Source organism: Ruminococcus sp. 1001136sp1_2201st1_G3_2201SCRN_220225, assembly GCF_040924365.1.
Classification (GTDB): Bacteria; Bacillota; Clostridia; order Lachnospirales; family Lachnospiraceae; genus Blautia_A; species Blautia_A faecis.
This window is the reverse complement of sequence record NZ_JBCOME010000021.1, coordinates 26,551-41,641: the sequence shown is the minus strand read 5'-3', so window position 1 is coordinate 41,641 and position 15,091 is coordinate 26,551. Positions and strand designations below refer to the sequence as shown.

The following is a 15,091-nucleotide window of genomic DNA, read 5'->3' as shown; positions in this document are numbered from 1 at the left end:
TCGTCCTCCTACTGTTTTTAATTATCTGTAGATGTTCTTGTTCCGATTAAATGATTTTCCATATCTTCAAACATTTCTCTTACCGTGATGGGTTTTTGCCCTGTCAGCTTTTCAAAATCATCTGTAAATGTACTCATTTGATTCAGACGGATTGCCCTGCCAAAGGACACCATTCCATCTGAGCAAAATGGAAAGTTCTTCGCCGTGTCCGCCCACATTTCCTCCGTTGTCCTTGGAACGCCGATGGAGTCAAAGAACTCATACATCTCATCATCGTTGATATATTGGTATTCCGTCTTTTTACCCGTAACCTCCGAGGCGATTGCCATGTACTGTGCAATTGTCAGAAGCTCGGCTCCATTTATATCAACAATTCGATCTTCCCAATCAGACATTGCCGCACAGGCCGCCGCAAGCGCACAGTCATCCCTCGAAACAAATGCCATTTTCCCATCTCCCATGTTATTGCGGATGATGCCGTTTGTATTTTCAACTGCTTCCACAAATGTGGAGACCATTGCTTCCGCATATTGGGAATCCCGAAGAATCAAATAATGGATGGGCTGTTTTTTGATATACCTTTCGGTCCATACATGATCGTTTACTTCGTAAGCATTGATATCCTCATGTCCGGCTCCTACAATCGATGTATAAACCAGTTTGTTTACACCTGCCGCCACAGCCGCATCAATTGCAATTTTATGTGCCGCTCTTCTTTTCGGTCCAACGAATGGCATGGAGATCAGAATAACTGTATCCGCATCTTTAAATGCTTCCGTCAGTTTTTCCGCATTGTTAAAATCGGCAATTCTGGTTTCAATGCCCATTGCCTGGTATTTTTCAAGACCATTTTTTGTTGGAGCCGTAAAAATCAAAGCTTCATGAGGATATTTTTCCAGCAATACACGGGCTGATCTGCTTCCAAAATTCCCGTCTACTCCATTTAATAATATCTTTTTCATAAAAAATAATCCTTTCAACTATATAGTTATAATATTAAAAAATCGATACCCCTTTATAGGATGCTCCCTCAGCTCTTTTTATTGCCTCCTTCCTTTTGTCTGAATTATATTATCTCCTCTCTAACTGTCGGCGCCTGAACAGTGTTTCCTATATATTCATAGTAAAGCAGTTGCCATCTCCCGTCATCAGTTATATAATTCATTTATACCGTCTTTTTTCGTCAAAAATAACCAAAGGAGTTTTTTGCAATGAAATCTATGAGCATTTCTGTCATCCTTGACTGGATTCCTGATAAATACAGGATTTTTTATAAATCTACGGGCTTAGATCAATTATTCCGGCATGCCCGCATGCTTGATGATTCCATGGAAATAATCGATAATGATTTTCTGTATTTAACACAAGAGAGCTCTTTCCTTGATAGGGAATGGGATATACGTAAGCCCCGGTTCCTGATTTTCTGTACCAAAACCGGATCAAGGGAGGGACAGATAAACCCTTCCTGGATGGAGCATGCCGCCATCTTATATACGGACGAGCCTTTTCATAAGGTATTCCGTGAGTTTCTGGATATTTTTGATAAGTACTATGCCTGGTATGAGCAATGCCTAAATATAATTATCGAAAACAAAGACGTTTCAGATCTGCTTGATTATGCGACCACCTTTCTTTGCAACCCGATTGCCCTTTTTTCTCCAACCGGAAAGCTGCTGCATTATACCGGGAAATTTCAGGAAAAAATCGAGGGAACTCTCTGGGACGAGGTTATCAATTTCGGCTTTACACCGACAGAATCCATATATCCTGACGAACACCAGAGAGTTATGCAGGAAATTCACAGCGGAAACCGCTTAATCTCCAGCGTCTTTCGTCAGGATCCATCCCATCACTCTCTGACCGCTCCGCTTTATTTTGAGGGAAAAAACTTTGGAGCATTCGGTACGACAGATATAAACGGTCCCTTTACGGAAGCACAAAAGGCTTTGTTATTAGAAGTCGTTCATTTTACAGAGCTTGCTATGAATCACCAGATTCAGCCTTTTCTTTTGCAGGATGAAGAAAACTATTATGTTATACGGCTTTTACAGGGATATCCGGCAGATGAGCTTTCTACCTCTTATTATCTCCAAGCCAGAAATTATACGAACCAGGATATTTGGTATCTTTATCAATTTTCCCTTCCGGAATCTGACGTCTCGGATACCCGTCAGTCTGCCTATATTCATCAGATAAAAAACATTCTGCCTCATGGAGTTGTCCTCTATTTTGAACATTCTATTGTTGCGGTTTGCCGCAGGCGGGATTTTGATCCTGATTATGAAAAATCATACGCCGCACTGGAGGATTTGCTAAAACGGCTTTCCCTTAAGGTCTATATAAGCACCCGTTTTTTTAGATTCACGGAGCTTTCCATGGCATATGGACAATGCAGGCTTATGAAATCTTACCCTTTGGAGCCTCAAAAACATATTCAAAGGTTTGATGAAGCCTTTCTACATGTTTTATATGGTGTCCTTAAGGAAAAAAACTCCTTGCCGGGCTTCTGCCACCCAGCTGTTTTATCCCTGTGGCAAAGCCATATGGAGCAGGATCTCACACTCATTCATAATTTAAAATGCTATCTTATCAACGGAAGAAATATAGCGGAGACTGCCCGGACGCTTCATCTTCATAGAAACACCTTGATCTACCGGCTACGAAAAATCGAAGACCTGCTCCATATTTCACTGGATTACCTGGATGAAAATATGCTTCTCTATTTATTAATATCCTGCCTCATCTGCGAAACACTTTAATTTGGACATCCTCCTATGCTTGAAATTTGGCTTGCGACAGCAATTTCATTGCAACATAGGAAGATTTTCATTTATTTTGTGATTCTTACTTTTGATTGTTTCCAAACTGAGGGAGTAACAGCCCACAGAGGAACATAATTACCATACATATGGATGCAAGCATAAACAACAAACTATAATTTTCTCCCGCAATCGGTGTTAAGATATAAGTTGGAATCAAAACAGCTCCAAGAAGCTGTAATGTAGAGATGACACCCGCCGCACTTCCTGCATATTTAGTTCCAAGTCCTTCTAACAAAACCGGTGCGGAAAGGAAAATAGGCATTGACGCTCCAAGCATAATTCCAGTATAAAGAACCAGTATGTGTAAAACGAATATGGACGGAAATCTCCAACACATAATAATTCCGGCAAAACTCAACACGGCAGCTCCTGATACAAACACTTTAACATTTTTGATTTTAGAGAATACAATGGGACCTGTAATAGAGCCAATACAATTTCCCAATGTCAACATAGATGCAATCGTACCACATACTTTCATATCTATTCCATACATGGTCTGCAATGCCATCGGCATAAAAGTGGATAAAGTTACCGTACTGCCAAGAGCCATCATAATGCAAATAGAAACCAGCCATACACCTTTATTAGAAAGTACTACCTTAAGAGAATCCCCAATGGAAGGTTGATTTTCCTGATCTATCTTCTCCCTTTCTTCCATTGTATCCTCTGGCTTATCTTTCACAAAAAGCAACCATAAAACAAATACACTAATACAGAATATTGCTGATACAATAAAAGCAGATGTCCTGCTATCAAACAAAACCGCCGTCGTTGCTGTCGCAAAGGCTCCCGGAAGTTGTCCGCAAAATCCAAATATGCCCATCAAAATTCCTAGCTTTTCCTGCTCAAACCAACTTGCAGTAATCTTGGATGCATTAATATTGACAAACATATTGGAGAAACCGGTTAATGCCATGCAAAGAAAAAATGGCATATAGCTATTTGCAAAAACTCTCCCAATCATTCCAATTCCAGCTATAACAAATGAAATATTAATGACTTTCTTTGAACCAACCTTGTCAGAAATCATTCCTCCTACAAAACTCAAGAAAATTGCTACAATCATAGGCGCCGTAAATAAAGATGAAAACTGCGATGTTGTAAGTCCAAAAGATTGTATTAGTTCCGAGGCATACACGGATAACTGGTATTGTGCATAACTTCCCGGCATATATGCAAGACACATAATCGTAAATACCAGCCATTTTCTATTTTTTTTACTCATGGAAACTCCCTTCATTCTTCAAAGCCATACGGACAAGAACTAATATCATAATTTTTATTCTCAACCAGATCATTTAATGGAAATTTTGCAATTACTGCACGGATATCCTTTATACGCTTTCCATAATCGCCCCATTTTACAATCACTTCTTCGCACTCTTTGGCATATTCCATATCTATGGTACATTCAGAAATCATTTTATGATAATGGGAACTATATACCGCACTACTGGATAAACCAATAACCTTGCCATCCCTTGTGGTAACATAGTCCTGATGTCCTCCACACATGCCCGGAACGCAACAGGGATACTCCATCTGCTTATAAGGCTCCCCCTCTCCATACAAAGATGCCTGTACATCTAAAATATCTTCCGGATTCCAAATTAAAGATACAATCATCTTTTGAGGATTTGACATTTCTTTCTCAAGAGCTTTTCTTCCAATAAAGTCATGATCCAATTTTGCCATCCATTGCCAGCCAACCTCTACCGGCGTCCGGAAACGTGCACGAAGATTCTCTGGTTCAACACTTCCAGTATATGAAATATTTGCAGGTGACATTTCTACAACCTTCGAATCTTTATAGGAAGCGCTCTCAAATGATACCGTAACTTGCGGATATCCTCCAAAAGCATGATTCACCGGATAACTCCGCCATCCAAGCCTCTTTAATCCCATAGGTTTTCCGATCTCATAAGCCGCATGATATACATTGGGACCATCTTCTTTTAAACCACGAATTTCATATGCAAGTGTTCCACTCATCCCAATCCTGTTCACTTCCACTTCAATATTCAGTCCCGGAATACTTACCTTACGAAATTGCAAAAATGCTAGATCATGAAGATTCGTATTCGTAAGTTTTTCTATAATTGTTAATGACTTTGGTCCTGAAAATTGAAAGACAAAGATATCACGCATGGTCATTTTCACATCATAAGCACCAGTCTCCAACAGTTTCATTGCTGCAAATGGAAGTGCAGCCGTAATCCGATATGTATTATCGTCGTCTTTCATACTAAGACAATGAGCTGCTATCAATCCTTCTTCATCAAGCATAACCAAATGTTTATTTTTTCCGTTTTTCCATTTGCTAATGTTATTCATACAAAGTTTTGAGAGAAACGCCTGTGCATCTTTTCCTTGGAATGTAATTTCAGCCCCACTAATCCCTGCATGAATGTAACATGTTTCTGCCCACGATTTACAAGTTTCATACCAAGGATCAGCTTCCCAAGTATAAAGATTCCCAATATTCTGAAAATAGGTTAAAACATCTTTATACTTGGGCTCATAATCTACTCTCGCTCCAATATAATCCTCCACTACACTTTCCTCCTTATTCCGCTAATACCCCAAATCATTCCCAGCTCTGTTCCCTCTTTTGCATAGTCCGGGTTGATAAAGCCCAGTGAAATCTTGCTGTTGTAATGATAAGAAATAATCCCACTTTTTTAATCTTGCATCACAATTATTTACTCAAATTTTCTTAACCGTCGGCGCCTGAACAGTCACATTTGATATTTATATTCTAAAATGATTGATCATCTTTGTCATTGGTTATATGATTCAACTACTAATACCTTTTTCGTTATTTTTAACCCGATTATGTTTTTTGCAAGACCTTTTTGCAATTTTATGCAAAAAGGTCTTGCAAAAAACAGACCACTCGCCACTTCCCAGTGACATTATCTTTGTAAATACTCATACAAATTCTCCTCTCTTTCTCTTACATTTCGCTGTAACATACTTTTTTGCGGAAATAATTAGTGTTTACTCTGCCAACTACCGTATGTTGATTTATACTTAAAACTGACCCAGTTTTAACGAGGAAAATTGACCCACCTGATAGCAAACGATACACTTCTCTCTGTATGCACCAATACAAGAGAGGAGGTTTGAAAGAAGGTGTATGATTTGCAAGATTGGGCAGCTGTTCAGCGAGTTTATAAACAGACAAGATCAAAACGGGCAACTGCAAAAATACTTGGAATGTCCAGAAATACTGTCAGGAGTCTTTTAGAAGAAAAAGAAGCACCGGTGTATAAACGGACAGTTTATAAGAGCAAGATTGATGGTTTCAAAGAACAGATCATCGAATGGCGATGCGAACCGTTTCTTTTCAATGGAACACGGATTTTTAGAGAATTGAAAGCAAGAGGTTATACAGGAAGCATTGGCCCTGTTTACCGGTATCTGTCAAAAATTGAAGAGGATATCAAAGACCACATCAGTTCCAAAGCTACTGTAAGGCATGAAAGCCCTCCGGGAGATCAGGCTCAGTTCGACTGGTCACCTTATAATGTCCCTGTTGATGGCGTGATCATAACTGTTTACTGTTTTTCAATGATACTTTCAGCATCCAGAAAGAAAGCAGTCTGTTTTTCTTTAAAGGCAGATGCGGCAGCCATTTATGAAGCAATTCAGGAACTGTTTGAAGATCTTGGTGGAGTAACACTGGAGCTTTTGATCGATAATCCAACAGCATTGGTCATCGAAAATAATCCAAGGAACGAAATGGAGATCCGTTATAATCCCCATGCCCTGCTTATGGCAAGACATCTGGGAACAGAACTTAATGCATGTCCCTGCTACTGGCCGCGCAAGAAAGGAAAGATCGAGAGACCCTTCAACTATATCGAAGAACAATTCATAAAGGGAAAACACTTTGCTTCAATGGAAGATCTGAATCGTCGTGGAAAAGATTTCGTTGAGTCCTGGTGTAATGAAACACACACAACGATCAAAAGGATTCCAAACATACATTATCTTCAGGAAGAACGGGATCTGTTGCTGCCATTGCCAGACCGTCGTTATCGACTGAAGGAATTGGAAAGCAGGATCATCAGTCCTGACTGTTATATCAGCATTGGCGGAAATAAGTATAGCGTTCCTGATATCTTTGCAGCCAAAACCATGTATTTCAGGATCATCTATGGGTTCAGAATCGAGCTTTATGACAGAAAAAAGAACTATGTCATGAAATTGGAAGCATCACGTAACAAGCATGAAATCCCGACAAATTCGGAGCACTATAAAAATGTAGCACCAAAGGCGCCAACATCGATTCCGCAGATACGAAGGGAATTCACTGCCAGATACAGCAATGGTCTGGCTTATCTGGAAGCAGCCGGGAAAAAGTTTGACCAGCCCACACATTACGCAAGAAAGATCATGTTGCTCGAAGAACTTTATGATACAGATACCCTCAATCGTTTTATTGGATATGCAATACAGCATGATTCTATGGACATCCTGTCATTTAAAGAACTGCTCAAAGCTTACAATGCAGGCCGGCTGTCTCTTCCTGAGATATCTGAACAGAGACCGGAAGTTCTGTGTAAAACCGGAGAATACCGTGACGATGATTCAAAACTTTTGCGGGATCTGGATTACTATGAACAGAATGTAGGAGGAACGGTAAATGCCTAGTGAGACAAGTGCTGTAAACGCAGCTTATATAGAAGCCAGAATGAAACAGTTTAAACTGGTCGATATGCGCGAACAATATCAGGAACTTATACGTGTAGCTTCAGAACAGTCTATGACGTATGAAGATTTCCTGATCATGCTGTTACAAGCGGAGGAAACAGGAAAGAAACGCCGACAGGCTGAACGCCTGACAGATGCAGCTAATTTCGACTCTGATAAACGGCTGTCTGACATTGATTACCGCTTCAATCCAAACCTGGATGCGGATAAAATTCAATCTTTGGGCAGACTTGAATTTATGGATAACCATGAAAATATCATAATCATTGGGCCGCCGGGAGTCGGTAAAAGTATGATCGCCACCGGGATTGGCCGGAATGCATGTGAAGCCGGATATAAGGTTCTCTTTGTGAATGCAAAAGAACTGGTCGATCAGCTGTATGAGGATATGCAGAAAGGATATCTGAAAGAAACTCTGAAACAGATCAGTAAGATTCCGCTTTTGATCATCGATGAACTGTCATATTTAAAAATGGATAAAGAAAGAGAGAGCCTTTTCTTTCAGATCATTCGCCAAAGATATGAAAAAAGCTCCCTCATTATCACCACAAACCTGCCCATGGGCAGATGGGATGAACTATTCACCGGCAAGCTGGCCGCTGCAGCGATCCTTGACCGCCTGGTCCATCATTGCCATGTCATAAGTATAACGGGTGACAGCTATCGTGTCAAAGGTCCAAAAACTGAGTATTAAAAAAGGAAGGCATAGAAATGAGTATAAAAATCACACCGGATAAATATCCGCAGATCATAGAAGTTTACAATACAGAGGGAAAAACAGCCGCCTATGACCTAATGCGAAGCTGTTATGAGATCAAAAATCCAACTTGTGTTATGAAAAGGATGAAAGCAGACAAGAGTCTTGGATATAACTATGATACTGACCGTTTTGAATCAGACAGCCGTAAGGAAGATGATATATTTTTAAATTTAGAGATGCTCTGTGAAAATAAAATCGAAACATCTGACCGATCTGAAGGAGCTATAAATCGAAATGACCGTATAAAAGCCATGGAGAACATGGTACATTCCCTGATCAGTGACCGGTTACTGGAACTCAGTAAGTATGTATTGCTGGATCCAATCGGCAAAAGAATACTGATCGATAAAAGTTCAATGCAGACTGACGGATATCAGGTGCTCATTAATTAGGAGGCAGATATGAGATTTAGAAAAAATGTGCCTGCGGAGCACAGAGAATTCCTGCAGGAACAGTTAAAACAATACAAAAAAGAAATAACCATGTCGAAAGATGAGTTACGTGAATTAGAAAAATGGGTAGCCAGTGGACGAAGCCCCTATGATAACGGAGACTATATTTATAGCGAAAACGGATGCCCAATGGACTTTGTCAGCGCAATGCGTTTCCAGGATGAAATGTATGAATGGTGGATGAGTCTTTCAGAAGAAGAACGAGAACAAGAATTAAGGGAGCTTCGCGGGGATTATGATACTGTTTCAGACAGCATAATCATAAATACTGAATGGAGTGATCCGGTAATGGATCCGGATGCTGAACTTCCGTTCAGCTGATGCGCTTGACGGGTCAATTCACAGTGTAAAAAATCAGATTTACATACAGAAATGACCCACTTGAAAATCAGGTGATTTCTGAATTCAGGTGGGTCAGAATTAAACGTAAAAGTGGGTCAATTTTACTTGACAATCAACAATAAATACTGGCTTTGTCAAATTGTGTGGATTATTCAAACTCAATCGTTCCCGGTGGCTTACTGGTCAGGTCGTAGAATACGCGGTTAACTCCCTTAACTTCATTAATAACACGATTCATAACCCTGTTCAGAACTTCATACGGAATCTCTGCGGACTCTGCTGTCATAAAGTCAATCGTCTTCACTGCTCGAAGTGCCACAGCATAATCGTATGTTCTGAAATCGCCCATAACGCCTACGCTTCGCATATTGGTAAGAGCTGCAAAGTACTGGTTCGGCATCCAGGATGGTTCTTTGCCGTTCTCAACTTTATAAGCTTCTGCTGCCTTATCAATTTCTTCACGGTAAATGAAATCAGCATCCTGCACAATGCGAACTTTCTCTTCAGTAACTTCGCCGATAATACGGATTCCAAGTCCCGGTCCTGGGAATGGCTGACGGAATACCAGTTTCTCTGGAATTCCAAGCTCCAGTCCTGCTTTGCGGACTTCATCTTTGAAGAGGTCACGAAGCGGCTCAATAATCTCCTTGAAGTCTACGAAATCAGGAAGTCCGCCTACATTGTGATGAGACTTGATCACTGCGGACTCTCCGCCAAGACCACTCTCTACCACATCTGGATAGATGGTTCCCTGTGCAAGAAAATCAACAGCACCGATCTTCTTAGCCTCTTCTTCAAAGATACGAATAAATTCCTCACCAATGATCTTACGCTTCACTTCCGGCTCAGTAACTCCCGCAAGTTTATCATAATATCTCTGCTGTGCATTCACACGGATAAAATTCAGGTCAAACTGTCCATTAGGACCAAATACACCCTCAACCTCATCGCCCTCGTCTTTACGAAGAAGGCCATGATCTACGAACACACATGTCAGCTGCTTGCCAATAGCTCTGGAAAGAAGTCCTGCTGCTACAGAAGAATCAACACCGCCAGACAGTGCCAGAAGGACTTTGCCGTCGCCCACTTTCTCACGGATTTCTTTAATTGTATGCTCAACAAATGCATCCATCTTCCAGTCTCCGGCACATTCGCATACACCAAGTACGAAATTGGATAACATCTTCTTTCCTTCTACTGTATGGAGAACTTCCGGATGAAACTGGATCGCATACAGTTTCTTCTCCGCATTCTCGGCTGTAGCCACTGGACAGTCTGCTGTATGTGCAGAAATCTCAAATCCTGGTGCTGCTTGGGAGATATAGTCTGTATGGCTCATCCAGACAATTGTTTTCTCTGATACTCCTTCAAAAATTCTAGAATCTTTTTTGTCAACCAGCAACTCTGTTTTGCCGTATTCACTTACATCTGCTTTCTCAACTTTACCGCCGAGAACATGCATCATAAGCTGTGCACCGTAGCAAAGCCCAAGCACCGGAATACCAAGTTCGAATAATTCTTTCTGGTAAGTCGGTGAATCAGCTTCGTAACAACTGTTCGGTCCACCGGTAAGAATGATTCCCTTTGGATTCATGGCTTTGATCTTCTCAAGATCGGTCTTGTAAGAATAGATTTCACAATATACATTACATTCTCTGACACGTCTTGCAACCAGCTGATTGTACTGACCACCAAAATCAATTACAATAACTAATTCTTTCTTCAAGGTTTTCCTCCTGTTTTTCCCTATAAATTCTCATTGGAATCGTTACTGTTCACACTGGAAAATCTCCGGTAAACAATAACCTTGAATCTTCTTTCCATTATAAATGAGTATTACAACTTTTACAACGACTAATTTTCTTAGCTGAATAAAATTTTCAATATATCGTAGATAGATTTTATCACCATGAAATTAAGTTTGAATGCACAGCTTTTTCATACTGTATATTCCTATGCCGGTCACTTCAGGTGCGTTCCAGTTTATAAGTTCTTTAGATTTTCCTCATATATTTTTCAATTTGTTCTCACAGATTGATCACAAATTCCGCGTATATTAATAAACAAATAAAGCGAAAGCTTTTTTACATAGATTATAAATATACTTTTTCTTTTTCATACTTGCCGGGCCAAAAGGTCCGGCCCTCCTTCTTTTTAGGAGAATTTTCGGAAGTTGCTTACGTCGGAGAATTCGAATTTGATTATAAATTTAACATAAAAAATCCCGGTCTTTAGAAAAGAACTGTCTTGATATTTCTTTTCTGACCGGGATTTTTATAATTCAGGTTCACTCTTCTTTTAACGAAAAAACACTGAGCCACAATAAAGTGTAGCCCAGTGTTTTTTCTTATAACTCATCAAGCCCATAATCTTCAAATTGGAGAGTTTCTTTATCCAATTTTAAAGCTGATCCGGTTTCTCAACTGTATAAACACTCTGATCCTGGATTGCCGTTGCTCCAGACATATCTGCTGTGTCGCTGTAGGAACCAGTTGTAATGGTGTACTCGCTGTCGCCCTGTACATACACAGTTCCGTCTGTACCCTGAATTGTTACAGTTTTTCCATTACTATCTACAATTGTTCCCTCATTTTCCAGAGATGAGACAGTACTGTCGCCAGTTACAGTCCAGGTGGAATCTGCGCTTACATAAACGTTGCAGTATCCCTCTCCGCCTTCGCCTGCATAGCTCTCATCATCTACAACTGCACCTGTCAGGCTGCTGCCTTCTGTGAGATAAAAGTCAAGATCACTGATAGAATCCCAGATCACATCTCCCTGCATATCCTGACTGATTCCTGTAAAGTGACAGTCAGCTCCGTTTGCCCCGGCCTGTCCCCAGCCTCTCTGGTTGGTGTTGCCTGTGCACTGCAGGAAAAATTCATTGTCATCATTATAGTTAATATCCACGTTATTTAAAGTAATCGTACTCTCTGTATTAGTTGTATAAAACACACCGCCGTTCTCAGAAGTCAGGCTGCCACCATCCATCTGGAAGGTACTGTTACCAACCTCAGAATCACCAGACATGCTCTGGTAAAGGATTACAGTCCAGGTATTGTCGTTCTGATCCAGATCACTCATATTTCCAGTGAGATCACAGTCATAAAGATGAATAGAATTCAGACCTTCAATGCAAACTGCCTCCGAACCATTTGCTGTAAGGCTGGCATTGCTTACTGCAATGTCTGCTGTACTGTAAATAGCAGGAGAACCAACACCGTTGGAAACATAATTTCCACCATCGAGCACCATTGTTCCGCCGCCTCTGTCACTTCGGATTGCAGCAGAAGACTCACCGTTTGTCTCTACATCCAAGTCCCATCCGTAAAGAGTCCCACCGCCAGCTACATGAACACCACCAGAGGTATCCTGAGTCGTTTCTACAGTTGTACCAGAAGCATATACAGTTCCATCATCATATGCAAAAAGCCCTGCACCACCTGCTGCATCTGTAGTCACGCTGCCATCTTTCACATAAGCAGTACCCTCTGTTGCCAAAACTGCTGCGCCTACACCATAGAAGCTGGAATTGTCTCCGCCCTGGCTGTCTGCAGAAGTTCTTGTAATGGTATCATTATCAAGGGTTACGTTTGCTCCGGAAGAAATCAATGCTGCATTCTCGTCAGTTCCTGTTGACTCAATTGTCTCATTTGATACAGTTGTATCTTCTATATACTCATTTACCGCAGTATAACTGTCCACACCTTGAGACTGTCCACCAGGGCCTCCCTGTCCTGGAGCGCCTTGTCCATCACCGCCAGGCTGACCCTGACCATCCATTTCCATGGACATTACAGTAATGGAAGCAGCATTTTCATCCTCATCTAAAGTAATAGAAACGATATCGCCCTCCTGAATGTCAGAAAGTGAAATCTCCTCAGCCTCTGCGGACTGTCCGTTACCGTCTGGTTTTTCCGGCTCTTCTCCATCCTGGCTATCTGTATTCTCACTTTCCTGGTTATCGTCAGCTGCGTCCTGACTGTCACTTGCTCCATCAGAAGAATCAGAACTCTGTCCATCACCTTCCGGCTTCTCTGGCGCACCGCCATTCTGTCCATCTCCGCCAGGCTGCATACCGCCTGCCTGCTTTGTGATCACTGTATCCGCAGTAATTGTAATCGTCTGCTCCTCGCCAGTCAGATCCAACATAGAAGGCGCCTCACCACCCTGACCGTTTCCATCCGGTACTCCACCATTCTGGCCATCTGCATTCTCGCTATCCTGAGCAGCATTCGTCTCTGCATCTGCGGAATCACCATCGTCTGCACTCTCCGCATCCTGGCTCTTATCCGCTCCATCAGAATCCTCTGCATCCTGTCCGTCACCTTCTGGTTTCTCCGGCGCCTCGCCATCCTGACCGCTCGGTGCCTCACCACCCTGACCGTTTCCATCCGGTGCTCCGCCATTCTGTCCATCTCCACCAGGCTGCCCCATCTCTTTCATAGTCCCAACCGCAATGGTAATCTCCGAATCAGAAACCGACTTAACCTCACCAAGTACCACATTCTCCTGACTCTCATCACCATTCTCATCCGAAGCATCTGCCTCACCACTTTCATCATTCGCCGCATCCGCAGCCGTCTCCGTCTTACTATCCTCCGCATAAACCATAGCCGGAACAGAAGTTGTTGCTACCATAATTCCCATTAAAACTGCTAAATATCTACGTTTCATACCCATTCATTTCCTTTCTGTATTCATTCAACCCTTCCGAAGTCCTCATTCTCTCCATCCGGATCATTTTGTTTTGTGTTCCTTATGGCTAATAATATACAGACCAAATGTGTGCAATTAATGGGAAAACTGTGTTCATTCCATGGTCAACCTGGTAAGAAACTGTGAACTCCCCCAAAAGAATATGCCGCAACAACCAAATTTAGGCGAAATATACTCCACTCAAAGAATACACATAACAGAAATGATTTTTGACAGAACTCAAGAAGAAAGCTAACTAAAAATATACAAAAGAATAGAATATAGTAAACACGAAAGTCTCCCCAAAAGGAATCAGCCAACGTTTCCTACCAGTACACAACGCTAAGCAAACGTAATTACCATCCGCCTCTCTTCCCAGGCGCTGCGTCACTTCCTCCCCTCCTCCAACTACTCCCACTCGCAGCCGCCGTCCTGTTTTTTCCCTCGCCAGTACACAGTGAGAGGAAGGGGATGCCGGCTGGGGGCTTTGCCAAAATGGGCGTTTGACGAGTATAGCGTGAGGGAGAATTGCACTGTCTGAGCCCTGCAAGGGCGAGTTTGCAATTCTCCCTGACAATAGGCGACGCAGTCAAACGCCCATTTTGGCATCGCTCCCAGCCGGCATCCCCTTCCTCTCACATCCCCCACCCGAAAAAAAACAGGGTGCCTCACGCACCCTGCTTCATCCTCTTAATAACTTTTAATCGCGTAAATTCCTCACGCTCTTTCTCCTCCAAAGCATTGGAAATATCCTTGGTCAGAGCCTCGAACTTCGGAATCGTAATATTCTTCAGCGCATTCGCCCTCTTCTGAGTCTTCTTAATATTACTAGCCAGGCGAATCGCTGAATTCTCAATCATAGACAGCTTAATGGAAAGCTCCTTCACCCTCTCAAAAGCCGCCTTCGCCTCATCCAGAGACATCTTCGTACTATAATAAGCATATGTCGGCACATTTCCCGACTTATCATACTCCACCAGCGGAATCTCCGTACCCATAACACTACGTGTCTTAATACGAATAGAATTCTCCACCGGCACCGTATGGGAAATCTGATCCACAAACGCGATACCCATCTCCATATTCGCTTTCTGCAAAGCCTCATACGCAGTTCGGAACGTCTCATCAATCTGTCCCTGGATATCCTTCGCCTGATCAACCAGATTCATCATCTCACGAATCAGAATATTACGCTTCTTATCCATCAGTTCATAACCCTGACGGGAAAGAGCAAGTGAATTTTTAGCCAGAATTAAATTACCCTTGGTAGGAAAGGTATTCGGATCCATTCAAGT

General features: G+C 41.9%; 11 protein-coding genes. 5 read left to right on the top strand and 6 right to left on the bottom strand.

From position 1 onward, the window contains the following. Window positions 1-17: 17 nt before the first annotated feature. Complete coding sequence (locus AB5642_RS08690; protein WP_118514200.1) at window positions 18-962, bottom strand: NmrA family NAD(P)-binding protein; 945 nt, start codon at window positions 960-962, stop codon at window positions 18-20. Between the two features lie 249 nt (window positions 963-1,211). Between AB5642_RS08690 and AB5642_RS08685 the strand changes: the two genes are divergently transcribed. Continuing rightward, complete coding sequence (locus tag AB5642_RS08685) at window positions 1,212-2,759, top strand: CdaR family transcriptional regulator (RefSeq protein WP_173718449.1); 1,548 nt, start codon at window positions 1,212-1,214, stop codon at window positions 2,757-2,759. A gap of 85 nt (window positions 2,760-2,844) precedes the next feature. Here AB5642_RS08685 and AB5642_RS08680 read toward each other — a convergent pair whose 3' ends face one another. Both AB5642_RS08680 and AB5642_RS08675 read right to left on the bottom strand, forming a co-directional pair. After that, on the bottom strand, window positions 2,845-4,050 hold the full coding sequence (locus AB5642_RS08680; RefSeq protein WP_173715791.1) for a nitrate/nitrite transporter: 1,206 nt from the start codon (window positions 4,048-4,050) through the stop codon (window positions 2,845-2,847). An 11-nt stretch (window positions 4,051-4,061) separates the two neighbouring features. Next, window positions 4,062-5,378, bottom strand: coding sequence for an aminomethyltransferase family protein (locus AB5642_RS08675; RefSeq protein WP_173718450.1), 1,317 nt, complete (start codon window positions 5,376-5,378; stop codon window positions 4,062-4,064). A 582-nt stretch (window positions 5,379-5,960) separates the two neighbouring features. On the opposite strand from AB5642_RS08675, the gene istA reads away from it, so the two are divergent. The 4 genes from istA to AB5642_RS08655 are packed head-to-tail and all read left to right on the top strand — an operon-like array spanning window position 5,961 to window position 9,077. Next, window positions 5,961-7,484, top strand: a complete 1,524-nt coding sequence (istA, locus tag AB5642_RS08670; RefSeq protein WP_368371544.1) for an IS21 family transposase — start codon at window positions 5,961-5,963, stop codon at window positions 7,482-7,484. Further along, a complete protein-coding gene (istB, locus tag AB5642_RS08665; RefSeq protein ID WP_118031850.1) occupies window positions 7,477-8,238 on the top strand; it encodes an IS21-like element helper ATPase IstB in 762 nt (253 codons plus the stop codon). Before istA ends, istB begins: the two co-directional genes overlap by 8 nt. Window positions 8,239-8,255: 17 nt before the next feature. Beyond that, a complete protein-coding gene (locus AB5642_RS08660) occupies window positions 8,256-8,696 on the top strand; it encodes a hypothetical protein (RefSeq protein WP_118031849.1) in 441 nt (146 codons plus the stop codon). 9 nt (window positions 8,697-8,705) lie between these two features. Continuing rightward, a complete protein-coding gene (locus tag AB5642_RS08655; RefSeq protein ID WP_118031848.1) occupies window positions 8,706-9,077 on the top strand; it encodes a hypothetical protein in 372 nt (123 codons plus the stop codon). A gap of 169 nt (window positions 9,078-9,246) precedes the next feature. Here the strand turns inward: AB5642_RS08655 and guaA are convergent, their stop codons facing one another. From guaA to AB5642_RS08640, 3 genes are all read right to left on the bottom strand, one after another. Next, a complete protein-coding gene (gene guaA, locus AB5642_RS08650; protein WP_173719414.1) occupies window positions 9,247-10,824 on the bottom strand; it encodes a glutamine-hydrolyzing GMP synthase in 1,578 nt (525 codons plus the stop codon). A gap of 674 nt (window positions 10,825-11,498) precedes the next feature. Further along, entirely contained in the window at window positions 11,499-13,775 is a 2,277-nt protein-coding gene (locus AB5642_RS08645) for a hypothetical protein (protein WP_173719415.1), read from the bottom strand. 689 nt (window positions 13,776-14,464) lie between these two features. Further along, the gene (locus AB5642_RS08640) at window positions 14,465-15,085 is read right to left on the bottom strand and encodes a V-type ATP synthase subunit D (RefSeq protein WP_118579368.1); all 621 of its coding nucleotides are present in this window, start codon (window positions 15,083-15,085) and stop codon (window positions 14,465-14,467) included. Window positions 15,086-15,091: the final 6 nt, after the last annotated feature.

Bases quoted from the DNA above. Each gene is read 5' to 3' on its own strand.
- AB5642_RS08680 (WP_173715791.1), bottom strand. From the start codon at position 4,050: ATGAGTAAAAAAAATAGAAAATGGCTGGTATTTACGATTATGTGTCTT.
- istB (WP_118031850.1), top strand. From the start codon at position 7,477: ATGCCTAGTGAGACAAGTGCTGTAAACGCAGCTTATATAGAAGCCAGA.
- AB5642_RS08690 (WP_118514200.1), bottom strand. From the start codon at position 962: ATGAAAAAGATATTATTAAATGGAGTAGACGGGAATTTTGGAAGCAGA.
- AB5642_RS08655 (WP_118031848.1), top strand. From the start codon at position 8,706: ATGAGATTTAGAAAAAATGTGCCTGCGGAGCACAGAGAATTCCTGCAG.
- AB5642_RS08685 (WP_173718449.1), top strand. From the start codon at position 1,212: ATGAAATCTATGAGCATTTCTGTCATCCTTGACTGGATTCCTGATAAA.
- AB5642_RS08660 (WP_118031849.1), top strand. From the start codon at position 8,256: ATGAGTATAAAAATCACACCGGATAAATATCCGCAGATCATAGAAGTT.
- AB5642_RS08645 (WP_173719415.1), bottom strand. From the start codon at position 13,775: ATGAAACGTAGATATTTAGCAGTTTTAATGGGAATTATGGTAGCAACA.
- AB5642_RS08640 (WP_118579368.1), bottom strand. From the start codon at position 15,085: ATGGATCCGAATACCTTTCCTACCAAGGGTAATTTAATTCTGGCTAAA.